12 protein-coding genes and 3 rRNA genes are annotated in these 20,031 nt (G+C 37.4%); 1 reads left to right on the forward strand and 14 read right to left on the reverse strand.

The window, feature by feature from the left end; genetic code table 11:
• Positions 1–145 precede the first annotated feature (145 nt).
• The 10 genes from rrf to QP953_RS00225 form a co-directional block, all read right to left on the reverse strand.
• Positions 146–256 (reverse strand): 5S ribosomal RNA (gene rrf, locus QP953_RS00180).
• A gap of 144 nt (positions 257–400) precedes the next feature.
• Positions 401–3,268 (reverse strand): 23S ribosomal RNA (locus QP953_RS00185).
• 295 nt (positions 3,269–3,563) lie between these two features.
• Positions 3,564–5,090, reverse strand: a 16S ribosomal RNA gene (locus QP953_RS00190).
• Together the 16S, 23S and 5S rRNA genes form the textbook arrangement of a ribosomal RNA operon.
• Positions 5,091–5,593: 503 nt before the next feature.
• A complete protein-coding gene (locus QP953_RS00195) occupies positions 5,594–6,001 on the reverse strand; it encodes an SPOR domain-containing protein (RefSeq protein ID WP_156039958.1) in 408 nt (135 codons plus the stop codon).
• A 5-nt stretch (positions 6,002–6,006) separates the two neighbouring features.
• Entirely contained in the window at positions 6,007–6,657 is a 651-nt protein-coding gene (gene deoC / locus QP953_RS00200; protein WP_052600257.1) for a deoxyribose-phosphate aldolase, read from the reverse strand.
• Between the two features lie 213 nt (positions 6,658–6,870).
• Positions 6,871–8,025 carry an alkaline phosphatase gene (locus QP953_RS00205; RefSeq protein ID WP_309553621.1) on the reverse strand — a complete coding sequence of 385 codons (1,155 nt, stop codon included), beginning with the start codon at positions 8,023–8,025 and terminating at the stop codon, positions 6,871–6,873.
• A 226-nt stretch (positions 8,026–8,251) separates the two neighbouring features.
• Positions 8,252–8,914: a CBS domain-containing protein gene (locus QP953_RS00210; protein ID WP_052600256.1), complete on the reverse strand. Its 663-nt coding sequence runs from the start codon at positions 8,912–8,914 to the stop codon at positions 8,252–8,254.
• 483 nt (positions 8,915–9,397) lie between these two features.
• Positions 9,398–9,991, reverse strand: coding sequence for an aminodeoxychorismate/anthranilate synthase component II (locus QP953_RS00215; protein ID WP_052600255.1), 594 nt, complete (start codon positions 9,989–9,991; stop codon positions 9,398–9,400).
• Entirely contained in the window at positions 9,981–11,117 is a 1,137-nt protein-coding gene (locus tag QP953_RS00220; protein WP_309553622.1) for a CvpA family protein, read from the reverse strand. The genes QP953_RS00215 and QP953_RS00220 overlap by 11 nt, the downstream gene beginning before the upstream one ends.
• A 253-nt stretch (positions 11,118–11,370) precedes the next feature.
• A complete protein-coding gene (locus QP953_RS00225; protein WP_052600253.1) occupies positions 11,371–11,817 on the reverse strand; it encodes a GatB/YqeY domain-containing protein in 447 nt (148 codons plus the stop codon).
• 509 nt (positions 11,818–12,326) lie between these two features.
• On the opposite strand from QP953_RS00225, the gene QP953_RS00230 reads away from it, so the two are divergent.
• Positions 12,327–13,466 (forward strand): thioredoxin fold domain-containing protein, encoded by a 1,140-nt coding sequence (locus tag QP953_RS00230; RefSeq protein ID WP_309553623.1) that lies wholly within the window; start codon positions 12,327–12,329, stop codon positions 13,464–13,466.
• A gap of 79 nt (positions 13,467–13,545) precedes the next feature.
• Here QP953_RS00230 and QP953_RS00235 read toward each other — a convergent pair whose 3' ends face one another.
• The 4 genes from QP953_RS00235 to QP953_RS00250 all read right to left on the reverse strand — a co-directional run bounded on the left by QP953_RS00235 (position 13,546) and on the right by QP953_RS00250 (position 20,027).
• Positions 13,546–15,276: a hypothetical protein gene (locus QP953_RS00235; protein ID WP_052600252.1), complete on the reverse strand. Its 1,731-nt coding sequence runs from the start codon at positions 15,274–15,276 to the stop codon at positions 13,546–13,548.
• Between the two features lie 45 nt (positions 15,277–15,321).
• Positions 15,322–16,503 (reverse strand): amidohydrolase family protein, encoded by a 1,182-nt coding sequence (locus tag QP953_RS00240; RefSeq protein WP_309553624.1) that lies wholly within the window; start codon positions 16,501–16,503, stop codon positions 15,322–15,324.
• A 1,045-nt stretch (positions 16,504–17,548) separates the two neighbouring features.
• On the reverse strand, positions 17,549–18,637 hold the full coding sequence (locus QP953_RS00245) for a DUF3078 domain-containing protein (RefSeq protein WP_052595483.1): 1,089 nt from the start codon (positions 18,635–18,637) through the stop codon (positions 17,549–17,551).
• A 271-nt stretch (positions 18,638–18,908) separates the two neighbouring features.
• On the reverse strand, positions 18,909–20,027 hold the full coding sequence (locus QP953_RS00250; protein ID WP_052595485.1) for an acyloxyacyl hydrolase: 1,119 nt from the start codon (positions 20,025–20,027) through the stop codon (positions 18,909–18,911).
• Between the last annotated feature and the right edge of the window lie 4 nt (positions 20,028–20,031).

A 20,031-nucleotide genomic window follows, 5' to 3' on the forward strand; every position in this document is an offset into this window, starting at 1 on the left:
GTAACAAAAAAAGCATTAATTTGTTACAAAAAAATAAAATAGCTCATATGTATACAAAAAAAAGCGGCGATAAAATCTTATAGATCTTATCGCCGCTTTTGGCATATTGTTCCTAACTTTTCAACAGATTTTTTAAGAAAAAAAAAGAAGGCGGTGACCTACTCTCCCACCATAAGGCAGTACCATCGGCGCTGAAGGACTTTACTTCTTTGTTCGGAATGGTGAAAGGTGTCTCCCCTTCGCTATTGCCGCCTACTATTCTTTGTCCATTTCTAGACGTTTCTTCTGTTCTTGTTCTGAACTTCTTTTTCTTGTTAATCAACAATTTCTATTGTCGATTTATTAACATACAGTGGAGATAAACTAAAGCAATTTAGCTATAGATTCTTCTATTTTAAAAAATAGAAAGCTTTCGGGTCATTAGTATTGCTCGGCTCCCTAACACATCACTGCGCTTCCACCTGCAACCTATCTACGTCATCATCTTTAACGTCCCTTCATGGAATACTCATCTTGAAGTTGGCTTCGCGCTTAGATGCTTTCAGCGCTTATCCATTCCGAACATAGCTACTCTGCAATGCACACGGCTGTACAACAGATACACTAGTGGTTCGTTCAACTCGGTCCTCTCGTACTAGAGTCAAAGCTTCTCAATATTCCTACGCCCACAACAGATAGAGACCGAACTGTCTTGCGACGTTCTGAACCCAGCTCGCGTGCCACTTTAATGGGCGAACAGCCCAACCCTTGGGACCTTCTCCAGCCCCAGGATGTGACGAGCCGACATCGAGGTGCCAAACCTCCCCGTCGATGTGAGCTCTTGGGGGAGATCAGCCTGTTATCCCCGGAGTACCTTTTATCCTTTGAGCGATGTCCCTTCCATTCAGAAACACCGGATCACTTAACCCTACTTTCGTACCTGTTCGACTTGTTTGTCTCGCAGTCAAGCTCCCTTGTACTTATACGCTCTTTGCATGATTACCAACCATGCTGAGGGAACCTTTGGGAGCCTCCGTTACTTTTTAGGAGGCGACCACCCCAGTCAAACTACCCACCTAACGATGTCCCCACACAGGGGTTAGTCTCTAAGCAATTGAAGGGTGGTATTTCAACAACGACTCCACCAGCACTAGCGTACCAGCTTCATAGTCTCCCACCTATCCTACACATCAACTACTCAAAGACAACGTTAAGCTATAGTAAAGGTTCACGGGGTCTTTTCGTCCCGTTGCGGGTAATCGGCATCTTCACCGATACTTCAATTTCACCGAGCTCATGGCTGAGACAGTGCCCAGATCGTTACACCATTCGTGCAGGTCGGAACTTACCCGACAAGGAATTTCGCTACCTTAGGACCGTTATAGTTACGGCCGCCGTTTACCGGGGCTTCAGTTAAGAGCTTCGCCGAAGCTAACCCCCTTCCTTAACCTTCCGGCACCGGGCAGGTGTCAGACCCTATACTTTGCCTTTCAGCTTCGCAGAGTCCTGTGTTTTTGCTAAACAGTCGCCTGGGCCTCTTCACTGCGGCTCAGTTTTTACACCGAGCGACGCTTCTCCCGAAGTTACGCGCCCATTTTGCCTAGTTCCTTAGCCATGATTCTCTCGTGCACCTTAGGATACTCTCCTCGACCACCTGTGTCGGTTTACGGTACGGGTTCCTGTAATCTATAGTTTAGCAGCTTTTCTTGGAAGTATGACTAATGGCATTATCTATCCACTCCATAGAGTTTCTAGTACTATCGAGTTTCCTGTGATGTGCGTACTTCACTACACATCCTACGTCCACTCTTCAACGAGCTATTCCATCAGCTCGCAGCCAACCGCCTGCTCCGTCCCTGCTTCACAATTACAGCAAGTACTGGAATATTAACCAGTTCGCCATCGACGCCGCCTCTCGGCTTTGCCTTAGGTCCCGACTAACCCAACTCTGTCTTGCATAGAATTGGAATCCTTGGTCTTTCGGTGAATAGGACTTTCACCTATTTTATCGTTACTCATGCCTACATTTTCTTTTCTAAGCTCTCCAACATGCCTCACAGCACATCTTCGCTGACCTTAGAATGCTCCCCTACCATCTTACGATCCACAGCTTCGGTGATATATTTGATGCCCGAGTATTTTCCGCGCAGAGTCACTCGACTAGTGAGCTGTTACGCACTCTTTAAATGAATGGCTGCTTCCAAGCCAACATCCTAGCTGTCATAGCAACTCCACCTCGTTCTTTCAACTTAATATATACTTGGGGACCTTAGCTGGTGGTCTGGGTTGTTTCCCTCTTGGCTATGGACCTTAGCACCCATAGCCTCACTGCTGGTTCTTTGTAATGGCATTCGGAGTTCGTCAGGGGTTGGTAGGATTTGACTCCCCCTAGCCCTATCGGTAGCTCTACCTCCATCACAAATTAACTCCAACGCTGCACCTAAATGCATTTCGGGGAGTACGAGCTATCTCCAGGTTTGATTGGCCTTTCACCCCTACCCACAAGTCATCCAAACACTTTTCAACGTATATTGGTGCGGTCCTCCATTGTGTGTTACCACAACTTCAACCTGCTCATGGGTAGATCACCTGGTTTCGCGTCTACCTCCACTAACTTATTCGCCCTATTCAGACTCGGTTTCCCTACGGATTCGGTACTCTATACCTTAACCTTGCTAGTGAAGTGTAACTCGTAGGCTCATTATGCAAAAGGCACGCCGTCACTTTCGCTCCGACCGCTTGTAAGCGTATGGTTTCAGGTTCTTTTCACTCTGCTCCTAGCAGTTCTTTTCACCTTTCCCTCACGGTACTTGTTCGCTATCGGTCTCTCAGGAGTATTTAGCCTTACCGGATGGTACCGGCAAATTCACACAAAATTCCTCTGGTTTCGTGCTACTCAGGATCCTGACTCTTTACAAATTTTACGAATACGGGACTCTCACCCTCTTTGGTTTGCCTTCCCAGACAATTCCTCTTCCTTTGTAATAGATTATTCAGTCCTTCTACCCCATATAAATTGCTCTATATGGTTTGGGCTTTTCCGCGTTCGCTCGCCACTACTTACGGAATCATTTTCTTATTTTCTCCTCCTACAGGTACTTAGATGTTTCAGTTCCCTGCGTTCTACCTCTTTCGAGTAACTGACCTTCAGTCAGCTGGGTTGCCCCATTCGGACATCTACGATTCTTAACGTCTATTTGCGACTCATCGTAGCTTTTCGCAGCTTATCACGTCCTTCGTCTTCTCTGAGAGCCTAGGCATCCCCCATACGCTCTTTGTTCGCTTTCTTACATAATGAACGCTTTCGATCTATATTCCTATAAATCTAATTCGTTTATTCTTTTCGTGCTAATTCTCATTAACACGGAGATAATCTTTATCTATTTTGCTTTTGTTTATTCTCCAGTATGTCAATTAACTTTTTCTTAGTATCTAGTCCAAGACTTGAACTTGGTGGATGCCTCTATACATCTTAGATAATTTTTTGTATTGTCCTTTCAATACTTTATATAGAATTGAAACAAAACAGGATAATTAGATTCAAGCTTAAAATCTTTCTAACAAAGATTCTTTATGTGCTCTTTAAAGGAGGTATTCCAGCCGCACCTTCCGGTACGGCTACCTTGTTACGACTTAGCCCTAGTTACCAGTTTTACCCTAGATAGCTCCTTGTTAGGTCACCATCTTCAGGCACCCCCGACTCCCATGGCTTGACGGGCGGTGTGTACAAGGTCCGGGAACGTATTCACCGCGCCATGGCTGATGCGCGATTACTAGCGATTCCAACTTCATGAAGTCGAGTTGCAGACTTCAATCCGAACTGGGATAGGCTTTCTGAGATTCGCTTAACTTCACAGTCTCGCTCCCCTCTGTACCTACCATTGTAGCACGTGTGTAGCCCTGGGCATAAAGGCCATGATGATTTGACGTCGTCCCTTCCTTCCTCACTCCTTACGGAGGCAGTCTCCCTAGAGTCCCCACCATTACATGTTGGCAACTAAGGATAGGGGTTGCGCTCGTTGCGGGACTTAACCCAACACCTCACGGCACGAGCTGACGACAACCATGCAGCACCTCACTACCAGCTCCGAAGAGAAGACCCCTTTCAGGATCGGTCTAGTAGCGTTCGAGCCCAGGTAAGGTTCCTCGCGTATCATCGAATTAAACCACATGCTCCACCGCTTGTGCGGACCCCCGTCAATTCCTTTGAGTTTCATTCTTGCGAACGTACTCCCCAGGTGGCTAACTTAATGGTTTCCCTCAGTCACTTATCTATTCCGATAAATGACCAGTTAGCATCGTTTAGGGCGTGGACTACCAGGGTATCTAATCCTGTTCGCTACCCACGCTTTCGTACCTCAGCGTCAATAATGCCCTAGTGCACTGCCTTCGCAATTGGTGTTCTACTTCATATCTATGCATTTCACCGCTACATGAAGCATTCCATGCACCTCGAACATATTCAAGTCTTACAGTTTCAAACGCGTACCATAGTTTAGCTACAGCCTTTGACGTCTGACTTATAAAACCGCCTACGTACCCTTTAAACCCAGTGATTCCGGATAACGCTTGCACCCTCCGTATTACCGCGGCTGCTGGCACGGAGTTAGCCGGTGCTTATTCTTCTGGTACCGTCTCTCCAAGGATTAATCCCTGTCATTCTTCCCAGATAAAAGTGCTTTACAACCCAAAGGGCATTCATCACACACGCGGCATGGCTGGTTCAGAGTTCCCTCCATTGACCAATATTCCTTACTGCTGCCTCCCGTAGGAGTCGGGTCCGTGTCTCAGTACCCGTGTGGGGGATCACGCTCTCACGCCCCCTACCCATCGTCGCCATGGTAAGCCGTTACCTTACCATCTAGCTAATGGGACGCACAACCATCTTTTACCGACCGAAGCCTTTCACTATTTATACATGTGTATTAATAGTCGTATGCGGGATTATTCGCCGTTTCCAGCGACTTTCCCCCAGTAAAAGGTAGGTTTTGTACGCGTTACTCACCCGTGCGCCACTCGTCAGCCAACCGAAGTTGCTGTTACCGTTCGACTTGCATGTATTAAGCCTGCCGCTAGCGTTCATCCTGAGCCAGGATCAAACTCTCCATACTATTTCTAGTTTTTGTTTTTTTGACGGATCACTTATTCTATTACATTGTAACAAAACAAGCATCTCTCTCTTTTTCACATCTTCCTCTTCTTGATTTCACGCTTGCTCTTCAACTTTCTCAAGTTGAAAATTTCTTCTAGATTTCTCTAGTTTCTTACCTAATTATCCTGTCGTTTCAAATATCTTTTTCTGTTTCTTTCGAAACTTTTTTACCCGCTCTTTCGTTAAGCGGTTGCAAATGTCCGACTTTATTTTTAAACCACCAAATTTTTCTTAAACTTTTTTAAAAAATATTTTTTAGTAGCTATTTTTTGTCGTTTTGTTTTTGCTATACTTCTCTTTCGAAGCGGTTGCAAATATAAAGCGGGTTTTTCTATTTTCCTAATTTTTTAAAATAAAAAAAACAATTAATTAACTTCAAAAAGCAGCAAGTGCATCATTATTAAGCAATTGTCAATAAAAGTTTTTTTTTCTTTTTTCTAAATTACAGAAGATACTATGTATTTACTCCATATCTGTTGGTTTCGCTTCTGTATTTTTAAAAACAATAGCATCAGGATACATTCCTAATAATTCATTCAATAAAGCTACTGCTTCTAGTTTGGTATAAAATCCACCAGCATAAATACGGTAATAGGGTGCCTCATAAAACCAATCCACTTTGGACGTAATGTTTCTTGTTTTTTTTCTGGCTTCTGAAACTTGTTGAGTCGCTAAATATTTATCTCGCCCCAAGTACAATTGTACACTCCATACTTTTACCGTTCTATCTTTGGTAAAATTTAAAGCTTTCCGATGATCTAAAATTTGACGTATAGAATTTTCTTCGACAACCCTTACAATACCTTCTTGGTCTTGGGCAAAAGAAAAACTACTCCATAGTATCATTGTTATTGCGATTATCCATCTCATAACTTCTACTTTATTGAATGAAGAAGCTGTACTCCTTCAGGTGTTCCCAGCTTATCGACTCCTGCTTCGATTAATTCTAATGCAAAAGCTTTTGTATGCACACCTCCTGCTACAACAATCTTGATTCCTTTAGATTCTGTTTTTAGCAAATTAATCATTTCAATTGTCGAATGTCCGCCATTTACACCTGTAGCATTTTTGATACAATCAACTTCTACATCACAACAAATAGCACACAATTGTTTTATTTCTTCAATTGTCAATAAGCTAGTTTCTAAAATAACTTTTATTTTTTTTCCTTTTAGGTGTGCTGCCGTTGTTACACTTGAAATATCATTCTTAACATGTGACCAATTACCATCTTTAACAGCAGCAATATTAACCATCATTTCGATCTCATCTACCCCTTCGTCTATCGCACGTTTAGCTTCCTCTACTTTTACGGGAATTGCATGATAGCCCATGGGGTAACCTATAGTAGTAATGACTTTAGTATTTGAGTCCTCTAATAACTTTGCTGCTATTGGTACATAAAATGGGGGGATACAAACCGCCGAAAAATTATGTTCTAATGCCTCTCTACAAAGTTCCTTTATGTCTAATTTAGTGGTATCAGGTTTTAGGAGGGTGTATTCTATATAGTTATTCAATTCCATTGTTTGCTTTAGTAACGCAAAATATTTAGAAAATTCTTTAGATAGTTCTTTTTATAAGAAGGACAAAAGTAATAATATTATAAACCTATAAGCACAATTTAAAACGGATTTTCTGTTTTTTTTTACAAAAAATCTAACTTCATTTTTTTACCATACTAATTCCCCTCAAAGTCCCTAAGCAATAAATCTTTAATAATCAACTCAATACTAATTCTAGTTTGAGGAAGATTCGCTTAAGTTCATTAAATATTTTAATTTAAAAAATATTTCTGTATTATCCATTATTCCTGTAAAAGATTCTGCTCCTGGACCATACGCAAAGATAGGTACCATTGTCGCTGTATGGTAATCAGAAGTAAATTTTCCTTCCACTTTCCCTTCTTTTTTGCTACCTCCATTAATACTATATCCTCCTGTCTCATGATCGGCTGTTACAATGACCAAGGTATTACCATCTTTTTTAGCAAAATCAAATGCTTGCTGAATGGTTCTATCAAAGTCTAGCATTTCTTCTACGATATAATCTGATTCATTCTTGTGCCCTCCCCAATCTATCTGAGCTCCTTCTATCATTAAAAAGAAATTTGATTTGGGATAGCTCAAAATATCAATTGCTTTTTTAGCCGCTAACGGCAGAAAATCTCCACGCTCTTCTATTTTGGGAGGCAACTTAGCAGAAATCAAGCAAATCATTTTTTCTGGTCTATAATCTCCTACTTGTTCGATATTGTCAGTAACAAAATAGCCTTTCTCTTGTGCTTCTGCGATTAGATCTCGACCATCTAAGCCATCCTTAAAGTAATTCCAACCTCCTCCCATCAGCACTTCAATATCTTTAGTCATAAACTCAGCAGCTAATTTCTGATTGACACGGCTTCTTGTCGGTTGATGCCCATAAAAACAGGCAGGTGTTGCATGTGTAACCGTGGCAGTTGTGACGATACCTGTCAACCAGTTTTTTTCTTCTGCATATTCTAAAATTGTTTTGAGTTTCTTTTGATGAATATTCATTGATATAGCTCCATTGTATGTTTTGGAACCAGTGGCCATAGCGGTAGCTCCTGCTGCACTATCTGTTATTAGTTTGGTTGAGTACGTTTTGACTAGTCCTATTTGTCGAAACTTTTCTAGAATTAGAGGTGTTTTTTTGGCAATACTGCCTGCAGTTATTTGAGTTAAGCCCATTCCATCTCCTATTAAAAAAATAACATTCTTAGGGCGTTTTCCTGCTATAAAAGTTTTGCCAGCTTCTTTTGTTCCTTCTTGAGGTTGATTCTCATCTTCATTAGAAGCATTATTTAAAGCTTGAGGTGTTTCGCAACTGGAGCTTATCCATATAAAAAAAACAATTATTACTAGTTTGTTCATTGATTTTAGTCCGATATCTGTAATTAATTTAGTGGGATAACTGTTTCGACTTCCACATCTACAAAGATAAAAAAGCCTTATAAACAATAGAGACAAAACAGAATGCCCTTATTATCTGGTTCCATACTATAGATTAGTGGTAAAATTTACAAGCTTATAAATCAAAAGTCATCCTAGGACAAAACTGCTAGGATGACTTTTGGTTCAATTTGTTAATTTTTTTTCGTTAAACGTCTAAGTAACGCATTAAACCTTCATAACGATCATTGAGTGTATCAATAAATTCTGATTCATAAAAAGAAGATTTTACATCATAACCAAATCGTTCCAAAGTTGCCACAATATGTTTTAGATCTTCTTTATTTATTTTTAATGTTAATTCCAATGCATTAGTTCCATAGGGAGAAGAAATAAAACTGCTTAAGATAGTTGCGTTTTCTAACTCTATTAATCTAGATATTTCAGACAAAGAATAATCTCTAGGTGCCATTTCTAAAACCAAAACGCCTCCAGGATGTGTTATTGAACCTGTATCTGCCAGTTTTTTTAACAGATCTTCGATGGTAATAAGCCCCATATAATCTCCCTCGTTATTTAAAACAGGTATGACCGTTAGATTAAAATTAACGACCAGTTTCATGATGTCATATAGGTGTTTTTGTGCGGGAACAAATTTAGGTAATAAAACAGGTCGGCTTTCTCTGATTGTTGTTTCTGCATCGACAAAATTAAGGACTTCATCTTCAGATAAAATTCCTAATAGTTTTCCATCTTCTACAACAGGTAAATGCCTTACATGAAAATCATTCATCCATAACAACGCTTTAACGCCAGTATCATTGAGTTTGAGCGGTGGGACGGAGTAAGATATTAGTGCTGATGCGTACATATATTGATTTTATTGTTTTATTATAAATTTAGTAGTTCGTTGATTTTTTACTTTTTTAGCTCGCTACGCTCGTGAGATCGCAAGCTTAGTTACCAAAAAGATAAAAAAACACATTTATATTAGTTTGATAATCAAAATTTAAAAACAAAACGTAATAAATCCACAATTTATTGATTATCAAGCTAATAGAATTTTTCAACGAACTATTGATAAATTGCTGTACACTTTTCATTTTTATCAAATAAAAAGTTGATTTTAAACCCAATCGTAGGTAGACCAAATGCAATGGGAGTTTTATGTTTATTCTTTTTTTAGTTAAGTTGAAATAGGTACAGATAATAAAAACCTGTCATTCCAAAACAACTATGAAGTATCAAAGGAACTCAAAAAATTATTTTTTAATTCCTTTTTTGCTCCAATTGTTACCAAGAATAACGTAAAAGAGGGAAATTTATACTTTTCAAAGGCAGTTTTAAATTTAATTTAAGAATTAAGCCTTATCACGATAACCTTTAACCAATTTTCCAAGATTGCTAACCCGTCTAATGTTAGAATTGATTCTGGATGAAATTGGACTCCCCATATAGGATATGTGTTGTGTTTAATTGCCATCAACTCATTAGATGCTGTCCAAGCAATTGGCTCTAAGCAACTAGGTAGATTTTTTAACAGCAAGGAATGGTATCGCATTACTTGTGTGGGTTGCGTAATCCCGTGAAAAATGTCCTTCTGCGTATGTTCTACCAAAGAAGTCTTACCATGTACTGGTATAGATGCATGTACAAGTTTTGCACCAAAATACTCTCCAATCGCTTGCATTCCCAAACAAATGCCTAAAATTGGTATTTTGACATAAAAATGATGTATTAAATCCATTAATATACCTGCATCTTGGGGGCGTTTGGGACCTGGTGAGAGTACAACTGCGTCAAAATGACACTTTTCTAATTCCAATATGGAAATTTTATCATTTCTAACAACGGTACAACGTGCTCCTAATTGACTCAAATAATCGTATAAATTATAAGTAAAGGAATCGTAGTTGTCTAATAATAATAAATGTGGTTTATCCTTCATATTCGACTTCTTCCGGTTCTTCTAAATCGGGTGTAGTATCAACAGACGGGCTAATCGTAGGCATATTAGTGGTGTCGATAGTAAACCCTATGGTGTCTCTTTCTTCTGGTTCAAAATCTGGTATTTCTTCCTCTATAACAGGCTGCACAACCTCTTTATTATCCTCCCCCGAGTAGACATTTATTGGGGCTTTATTTCCTTTAGCCCCTTTATCTAATCGCTCTAGTGCTACACTCATGTAGTCTATAAAGTGCTCAATAAATGGGGCGATTCCTTTCATTAGTTGGGTACCTCTTTGAGGAATTACTTCAATATATTTGTAAAAAAAAGAAGTGGCACTCTTGGCAGCTAAGTAATCATCTAGGCATTCAAAACTCATTGTATCATTAACAGATGTTACTAAAAAGGTGCTATCACAAAAACAGCGAATTTCTTTCTCTACAGTCAAAAAGAGTTGCCCACTAGATTTAATACGAACTGTATCTTCTGGCAATATATCCCATTGTTGCACCGAGCTTCCAATAGATCCAAGATAGCGATTTCCAGGCACTGGTTCAAAACGAATGGTCAAACTTGCAGGTTTCTCACTATTGCTTTTGTCTGGAGCAAAACGATAAGTTGTATGATCATCATCTATCTTTAAATAGATTGTATCAGGTTTGCTCAATGCCAGCTTTCCAGGCACAACAAGTTGAGGGTTGATATCTTTCTTTGTTATTTTATATCCTTGGTTAAATACCAACTCAATCACTCTAGCTTGACCAAAAAACAGCACCAAAACACTGTATAAAAGGATAAATATAAATCCCATAATCACCCCACCTACAATCTGACTTACAATATCAAAACGCTTGTTATCTACGGTTTCCTCTATAAGTTTGGTAACTATTCTAGCAAGCATTAAGACAATCAACAAAGTGACTAAAAAAGCTACAAAAGGTAAAAAAACAGAATCTATTTCAAATGTATCTATTATAATATTGGTGGTCATTGGAGTAAATGCCATTGCAGCAAGAATTGCACACATTAAAGAAAGTACTGCCAAAACGACCTTCATCAAACCAAAACTAAACCCAAAGTAAAACCCAAAGGTTGCCATTATGATAAATAATACATCTACTGCCATTTGTTATACCTCTAATAAATTTTACAATATATTCTACCTGATAATAGTTAACTGCACGGCTACTTATTGAGTACTGCATCGTTGGTGATCAAAAGCTCAATGCAAGCAATTCATTATCATTTTTTTTCTCTAACGAGCTATTAACCTAACCAACCATATCCTAAGACAATCGCATTCTGAGAACACAAAAATACAAAACGGATTCACCTTTACTGGCAAACCCGTTTGCATCTACTTTTGTAGCATTTATTATTTAGGATAACAAGCTTTTTACAATCGTAGAGATTGTTTTGCCATCAGCTTTACCTGCAAATTGTTTATTTGCCATGCCCATCACTTTGCCCATATCTTTCATAGAAGTAGCTCCTACTTGGTCTATAATGCCTTTGATAGCTTCTCTTAGTTCGTCTTCTCCCATTTGCTGGGGCAAAAACTCCTTGATAATATCCATTTCTTCTTTTTCTGGAGCTGCCAAATCATCACGATTTTGTTTTACATAAATCTCGTAAGAATCTTGGCGTTCTTTTACCATTTTTTGTAAAAGCTTAATTTCCTGATCTTCTGTAATTTCGGTTCCCGATCCGCTTGTTTTTAGTAATAGCAATTGTGCTTTTACTGCACGTAAAGTACGTTTTCTTGCCTCATCTTTCTGTTTCATAGCATCCTTGATGCCCGCATTAATGCGATCAGTCAAACTCATAACACTTTTTTGTTTTAATTATTTAATTTGTAAAATTAATAAATTCTATTAGACAATGTATTTTGCTTCCAAAAAGTTCTTAAATAATCACTAAAATTGATTTTATATTAAACCTTCGCTATAAAAATTCGTACTTTAGTCATCATCATTGGATTGATGTTAAACATTGTATAGTCCATTTTTTTATTCGGAAAACGAACAATTTTGATCACATAATCTTGCTTTGTATCCTAATTAGGATAACAATTAAAAAGTTGGCTCAAAATTCGTTATTCATAAAGTAAAAAAATAGCATTCAACCTGATTCCAAGTCAATTGGACTCAAAATTAGTGTATTATTTATTTAACAACAGTTCGTTAAAAAACTTTATTAGTTTGGTAATCATAAAATTGAAAGTTCACTGCGTTTTGTAAAAAAATTGATTACCAAATTAATATAAATGTACTTTTTTTATCAAAAAGATAAAAAAGTAAAAAATCAACGAACTACTAATTTAAAATGTAGTGTAATGAAACAACTCCTTACTGGACTTCTAATATTGGTTAGCCTACAATGGGCATTTGCCGACAGTGGCATTCAGTTTTTTAAAGGTACAATGGCTGAAGCACAAGCCTTGGCCGCAAAAGAACATAAAATTATCTTTATGGATGCCTACACTTCTTGGTGCGGTCCCTGCAAACGGATGGCTAAAGATGTTTTTTCGGATGCTGAAGTTGGAAAGTTCTTTAACAAACATTTTATTAATATCAAAGTAGATATGGAAAAAGGAGAAGGTCCTAGGTTGGCTGGAAAGTATCGTGTCAATTCTTACCCTACGCTGCTTTTTTTGGATGAAAAAGGAGAAGTTGTTCATGCAGCCAAAGGTGGTCGTCCTGCCGATCAGTTCTTAGGACTTGGAAAGGTTGCCTTGAGCAAAAACGATAAATCAGGAGAATATGCCCAACAATACGAAGAAGGGAAACGTGATCCCGACTTTTTGCGTGCTTATGCTTATGCTTTATTGAATAGTGCCAAACCTAATTTAAAAATTGCCAACGAATACATCAGAACACAAGATGATTTCTCATCTAAAGAAAATCTAGAGTTTTTATTTGATTTTGCCAACGAAGCAGATTCCAAAATTTTTGAACTTGCCGTAGAAAACAAAGAGGCTATCATTCAATTAAAATCAGCTGAAACGTTTAAAGAGAAACTAAAATCAGCTTGTAATGAGACTGTAAATAAAGCGATTGAGTATAAAGTAGCTGACTTATTGGATGAGGCTAAACTCAAAATGAAAACAGCAGACCCTAAATATGCGAAAGAATATGCTTTGTATGCTGACATAAAATATGCTGCTGGCACAGAGGACATCACCGCTTTTACTAAGCTTTCGGATAAATATTTGAAAAAGTATGCCAAAAAGGATGCCCAAACATTACATCAATATGCCCGTAGTGTTTTAATGCAAACCAATGATGCTAAACTTTTGGAAACAGCTGAAAAGTGGGCTAGTCAAGCAACTAGTATTGATTATAAAGCCGAATATCTACGAACACATAGTGCTATTTTAGAAAAGTTGGGACGTGCAGAAGAAGCTCAAAAGGTAAATGCAAAAGCTAATGAATTAGGAGGCAAACAGTCAAAAACACCAGCTCTTGGTCACTAGACGTTACGACAGGTATTGGCTTGAAAATTTTAGACTAAAAGAAACAATCTTTTTTCTAACGTTTTCAAGCCAATCTTTTTTACCAATCTTTCATTTTTTCGCTGATATTCCATCTCAAGCCAATTCCTAACAACAAAGTGTTGTTGTCTAAAGCATCTATGACAGCGTCCTCTCGGCGGTACATAAATTGTAAATCAGCAAAGAGGTTGTGTCGAATTTGGTAACTCCAGTGCAATTGAAGAATAAACAAATTTGTTTTGATCCCTTGCCCAATCTGATTGTTTAATTCTCGTTCTCTAGAATTATAACCAATACTTGGATTTGTCCCCCAATTGGAACCTAAAGAATCTTGTCCATAAACAGAATAATTAATCTGTGCTCTGATATTCATTCTAGGCAAAGGTTGATAATTAACAATGCCGATCCATTCCATAAAATTAGCTCCCAAAGGGTGTGCTAAGGGTTGGTTGTAGTGGGTATAATTGGCAGAACTGTCTCTGAAACTATAGGTATAAGGACGAGCCATGTTAAACTCTATTTGCATATCCAAGTGGTCAACTCCAAAAGCATCTATATATTTTAGCCCCGTTTGCAAAGCAAATTTGTTGCCCCACCAACCTCCTCCAAGTCGAAGTAAATCGCCAACAGATAATTCATCCAATAAAAATTGTCCATAAAAAGAAAAGTGCTTTAAGAAATTCCATTTCCAGTTTAAACCGATTACGACATTATCAGGACTTCCGACAGCTTGTTCTACAGCTCGATAAAATATGATCGGATTTAGGTATTGCAATTCAAATTGTCCATTTCTACTAAAAACTACTCCTTCAAATAAACCAATATTTAGGTTTTTAAGAATATTAATACTTAAATGATGTGCTGCTAGATACTTCTTGGGTAATGCTAAATCGAATGCTCGCTGTGCTTGTCCATAGTTTTGTGTTAGTTCTGCAAAGATATTTTGATAATGCAACTTCCAAACTCTTGTATTTATTTTTAAATAAAAATAATTGGAAGAATAATCGGATAAAAACAACGACCGGTGCCCATCTCCAATAAAATTTTGACCGTGACCAAACTGGATACCAATATGGTTTTTCAGCAAGTCAACGGCAACATACCCTTGCGCCAATAAGTAATCTACTCCCGAAGTATCTTTTCCTGGTATTAAATTACTATCATATTGCTTAAAAAAACCTGCTCCTGGAACAGCAAAATCTCTTCGTATTCTACTGTCCACATAGGTAGGGAAAGCCGCTTGTGTTTCAATAACATCTGTATAAAAATAAACTCTATTTAGAATATTGCCTCGAATCGCAGCACCTCTCCTATTCAGAAATAACAAACGCCCTTCGCCATTGTATTGCTCAAAAGATCCTTTGAAATGTAGAATAGGATTAATGTTTGCATAAAAATGCTTGGTTCGTACCTCTAATAAATGTGCTGGTGTTCTATAAAAATGTCTCAAAAAAGACTTATCCCCGTTGGGATATAAGAACTTCATAAAAGTTTTTTTACTCTGAATGGTAGCGTCATCATCATTATAATCAATATGCACATAATCATAATCACTTTGACGACGCTTATTCGTAGACCAATAGTCTTTAGCAACCACACTATCTTGATAACTGCGTATATCTTTTCGCATCAATGGTTTTAATCCACTATGAATGTTGCCAAAATTTCCTGTTCGAATTTCCATACGATCATGCAAATAATGGTTTACATCATTGAGTGGGGCTGTTAAAGAACCTTGAGCAATGGCTTTGATGCTAAACAATAACAAAACTAATAATAAAGAACACTTCATAACTATTGTTTTCTTTGATTGACATTTTATGTTAAACTTGCTTAATTACACCAAGCGTTGTACCATCGTATTATTGGCTAATTCCCCTTTCTCATTCAAATTGGACAAGAGATTTAACCCACAATGTTTTCCTACTTCGATGCTCCCTAAGTCTTCTTCAAAACCTAATGCCTTCGCCCCATTCAAAGTAGCCCATTCTAATAATGTTTCAAAAGGCACATAAGACTGATATTTTGCAATCGTTTTCATCTCCTCCAAAACAGACAATTGCCAGTTTGAAGTTAAACTATCTGTTCCTATTGTCATTCTAGCATTATTATCCATAAATGCTTGATAATTGGGCAAATTGTTCTCAATGTATAAATTCGCATTTGGACAAGTGGCCCAGTATACCTGATCGCTCCATGCTTGCGCCGCTTGTATATCGGCAGCCGTTGTCAATGTATTGTGCACAAACAAGGTTCTATGAGAAGGGTCCATATGTTGTAGCGCATAATAAATAGAAGGCTTTTTAGTAGCGTCAAAATCATCTAAGGCAATACCAAAACCTCCATAAAAATCAATAAATCCTCCTTTCTTTTCTAAAAATAGCTGATTCTCTGGCGGAGTCTCTTGATTGTGAATGCTAACTGTTTTTTGCAAACCATCATTCACTTGATTGATTGCCTCAAAAAGTTTGGGAGAAACAGAATAAGGAGCGTGCGGAACACAACTTTTTTGGTGTCCTTCTACAACCTCTAAAGCATCATAAACTGCCTTATATTTAGCAAATTCCATTTCTGTATTTTGCTCTTGAAGAAAATCAAAGAACTCTGTAAATGTATAATATCTTAGCTTGCTTTTAGATTTTTGCAAAAACGTATCGGTTACATTAGAAATATCACCAACAGCAACAATACCTTGTTCATACATATATTGGTCTGCTGCGGCTATTGCTTCTTGAATAGCTCCTTCACTAGCTCCTCGCTGTTGTACCACACTTGTGATAAAGGGGATTAAGCTTGTTCCCGTATGTACTTTGCCTTTCATGTGAGATAATTCCAAGTGGCAATGTGTATTTACAAAACCAGGAATAATTATTCCACTGTAAATTTCCAACTCATCCGCATTATAATTTTCACGTACGTCTATCTTTTCTATTCTACCATTTTCATCAACAAGAACAACACCTTCTCTGATCGGATTTGTATGAATGGGATATACCCAATCGGCTGTTATTTTTCGCATCTTTAATCTTTTTTCAATTCAAAATTGAATTTATCAATTTATTTAACGAGAAAGGCTTTGGAACTAACTTTGAATTTCTGCTCACTCCTCGTTCAATGTTATTTTCCAATCAAAGGTATCATTTTTCAAAAAAAATAAGGCTTACATCTTTCGATATAAACCTTATTTTTTTGAAAAAGAAAAGGACTTGTACGTATTCCCATTCATACAAGTCCTAAATCACCCCAATTAAAACCCAAATTTATTATGTCGTATTTTTAAGTTTTTTCACTGTGGTGGAAAAGTGGACTTGTACGTATTCCCATTCATACAAGTCCTAAATCACCCCAATTAAAACCCAAATTTATTATGTCGTATTTTTAAGTTTTTTCACTGTGGTGGAAAAGTGGACTTGTACGTATTCCCATTCATACAAGTCCTAAATCACCCCAATTAAAACCCAAATTTATTATGTCGTATTTTTAAGTTTTTTCACTGTGGTGGAAAAGTGGACTTGTACGTATTCCCATTCATACAAGTCCTTAAATCACCCCAATTAAAACCCAAATTTATTATGTCGTATTTTTAAGTTTTTTTTCACTGTGGTGGAAAAGTGGACTTGTACGTATTCCCATTCATACAAGTCCTAAATCACCCCAATTAAAACCCAAATTTATTATGTCGTATTTTTAAGTTTTTTTTCACTGTGGTGGAAAAGTAGACTTGTACGTATTCCCATTCATACAAGTCCTTAAATCACCCCAATTAAAACCCAAATTTATTATGTCGTATTTTTAAGTTTTTTCACTGTGGTGGAAAAGTGGACTTGTACGTATTCCCATTCATACAAGCCCTTAAATCACCCCAATTAAAACCCAAATTTATTATTTTATTATATTTATCACTTTTTGATACACAAACCAATAGTCCAAAGCAATGCCAAAAACAAAAAATAAATAATAGCCAAGTACTTACATATATATAATTAAATTATTTTAATTCAAAAAGAAACGCTTGTTTTTCAAATTGAAAAACAAGCGTTAAAAAAGGGATCTATAAATTAGATTTAGAAAAGGAAGTTATACTTAATTAATAAAGATTGGAAGAAAGAAACTCTACGTTCTTTCGATTCATAACCATTGAACGTACCTGGAGCACTTGTATTCACATCATTATCAGCATCAACTTGTACAAATACATCATAGTCCCAAAATAGATTGGTCATAAATGAGATTGACAAACCTTTAAACAAGAATACATCAACGTTAGTAATCCATTCTACATCAATATGCTGAGGCAATCTCAAGTAGTTACTATATAGATTTAGCGTAGTACTCAACACTAAGCGGTGCTTATCTTTGTCATCTTCTTTATACTTAAAGAATTTGTGCGCATATCCAGCTTTTAAAGTTGCTCCAAATTGAATATAGTTATGAGCATAAAATCCATTTCCATTCGGCAAAGCACCATCAGGAGAAACTCTCCACTCATCTATAAACTCTTGTTCTGTAACACCTGACGTATCAGATGTATAAGGGTTTCCATGAAGTCCTTGACTAGCAATATTATCATCTCCTACCATAATCATTTTTAATGAAGCAGGTGACAACAAAGCATTAAAAGTACCAAACTTTGTCTTTTTCTTATAAGCAATGCCTGGGGAAACGGTCAGTGTAGCTGGAGAGAAAAACTGTGCAATTGGTAATGCATTAGATCCTTGAGGAGCAGAAAGAAAGTTTCCGTCATAAGTAGGCGTTATCTGAGTTAATAACAAGGCATCTAAAGAGTATCCAAATGGACTTGTTGGCGTAATTCCATAAGCAACATTTGAAGAAATTCGTAATTCATCTACTGACTTTTGGAATGGAACAACTCTTCTAAAAGAGCCTAAACGCTGCACACCAAACGTAAAACCAGCAAAATTATCCCAGCTAAAACGTTCTTTCTTATATTTAGCAAAGAAACTTATATTTCCACCTAAGCCTATTTTGTCTTCTCCTGCTCCAAACTTAGGATTTATAAAGAACATTTGTGCAAAATCAACTCCTACAGCGCCCCCTACTTTCCATAGCTTTTCATCCTCTTCTTCTTGAGCGATTACATCAGCATTAAAAGCAAATAATACAACGGTTAATAGTAATAAATACTTTTTCATGATTAAATTTTTTAGTTATGAATTAATATGTCTTGTTATATTACAATAAGTGTTACATGACATTATAGAACACTTGTCGAATGCCTAGTTATCCTGAACTTTTCTGCTCAAAAATATATGCATTTTGCAAGTACCCTTTATCTTTACAAAGAACAATATCTTTGTTTATCATTATAACCAAAGACGAATTCTTGCCAAAGTTTCAGGTAATTTTTGCCAAATTTATCCTAAACGAAGCAAGTAACTCACAATCAATAGACTATTTTAATAACTAAAAAGCAACTCCAAACCCCATAGAGAAATATTCAGCTATAATTCGATGAGATTTCATTGTTATGGTAACAAATGGGACAGTGGGATTCTGATATGGATCTAAGAAATAATAACGTCCAGACAAACGGATTGACATAAACCAAGGTTGACCTACGTTCTGGGTAACATAAAATCCAACTTGTGCTAAAATAGCAAAACGCCCAATCATTATTTCGTCAGCAACAAAAAGCGTAATTCTGCTGGCTTGCCAATGTAGATCTTTTCCTTGATAGCCTCCATTTTGTCTAGTAAAAGCATAAGAGGAACCAATATAGTCGTATTCGATGCCAGCCTTTAGACGATTGTTTCTAGTAATGTACAAGCCCGCATCTATAGATCCATGCCATGCAGGATATTTAGGACCACTGTTTGTTCCAATTTCTGTAAATCCCATTGAGAAAAGAGCTGAAAATTGGATTCTTTTGTTCCGTTTAGGGCGTTCTGATTGCTCTAATCGAATATAATCTTCTTCCTCTACAGGATTGGGCATGTAGCAGATTCCTAATTGAAAACTAGGAATATTAATTCCTAAGTTGGGCAAAGTAGAAGCGGCATTGGAGTAATGATTGAACGTAGCAGAAGGGCGAATCTCAAAGTTTTTGTGAACACGCCAAGCAAGTCCTAGACGCAAAGATGTGTTGTTATTCAAATAAGACCCCACCATATTGTTGAGGGGGTTTGTTCTACGGTCAAAAGGGCGAGTTACAATCCCAAGACCAACTCCTAAACGTCCAAATATTCTAACTTTCTTACGTTTAAAAAAATCAACCGTTATATTGGGCAAAATGGCAAAACAATGCCCCATTTCTTTGGCATTGCCTGAGGATTGATAAGCAACTGCGACTCCCCAACGAGGAAAGCCGCAGCGCTGATGCCAATGTTTTTGACCATACGTTTTTACTTCCATGTTCACTTCACCTCCATAACTAAAGTCTGGAAAATCTATGGTAATTGTAGAGCGGTGCTTGAATGCTTTACCAAAGTGCAAACTTCCTTCTAGATATAGACCTTTGGGAAGATTTTGAGTTTGTGCACAGTAGGATGTAACACATAAGAGAACAATCAGTAATAAGCGCATTTGA

Source organism: Aureispira sp. CCB-E (assembly GCF_031326345.1).
GTDB lineage: Bacteria > Bacteroidota > Bacteroidia > Chitinophagales > Saprospiraceae > Aureispira.

Bases quoted from the DNA above. Each gene is read 5' to 3' on its own strand.
- QP953_RS00195 (WP_156039958.1), bottom strand. From the start codon at position 6,001: ATGAGATGGATAATCGCAATAACAATGATACTATGGAGTAGTTTTTCT.
- deoC (WP_052600257.1), bottom strand. From the start codon at position 6,657: ATGGAATTGAATAACTATATAGAATACACCCTCCTAAAACCTGATACC.
- QP953_RS00205 (WP_309553621.1), bottom strand. From the start codon at position 8,025: ATGAACAAACTAGTAATAATTGTTTTTTTTATATGGATAAGCTCCAGT.
- QP953_RS00210 (WP_052600256.1), bottom strand. From the start codon at position 8,914: ATGTACGCATCAGCACTAATATCTTACTCCGTCCCACCGCTCAAACTC.
- QP953_RS00215 (WP_052600255.1), bottom strand. From the start codon at position 9,991: ATGAAGGATAAACCACATTTATTATTATTAGACAACTACGATTCCTTT.
- QP953_RS00220 (WP_309553622.1), bottom strand. From the start codon at position 11,117: ATGGCAGTAGATGTATTATTTATCATAATGGCAACCTTTGGGTTTTAC.
- QP953_RS00225 (WP_052600253.1), bottom strand. From the start codon at position 11,817: ATGAGTTTGACTGATCGCATTAATGCGGGCATCAAGGATGCTATGAAA.
- QP953_RS00230 (WP_309553623.1), top strand. From the start codon at position 12,327: ATGAAACAACTCCTTACTGGACTTCTAATATTGGTTAGCCTACAATGG.
- QP953_RS00235 (WP_052600252.1), bottom strand. From the start codon at position 15,276: ATGAAGTGTTCTTTATTATTAGTTTTGTTATTGTTTAGCATCAAAGCC.
- QP953_RS00240 (WP_309553624.1), bottom strand. From the start codon at position 16,503: ATGCGAAAAATAACAGCCGATTGGGTATATCCCATTCATACAAATCCG.
- QP953_RS00245 (WP_052595483.1), bottom strand. From the start codon at position 18,637: ATGAAAAAGTATTTATTACTATTAACCGTTGTATTATTTGCTTTTAAT.
- QP953_RS00250 (WP_052595485.1), bottom strand. From the start codon at position 20,027: ATGCGCTTATTACTGATTGTTCTCTTATGTGTTACATCCTACTGTGCA.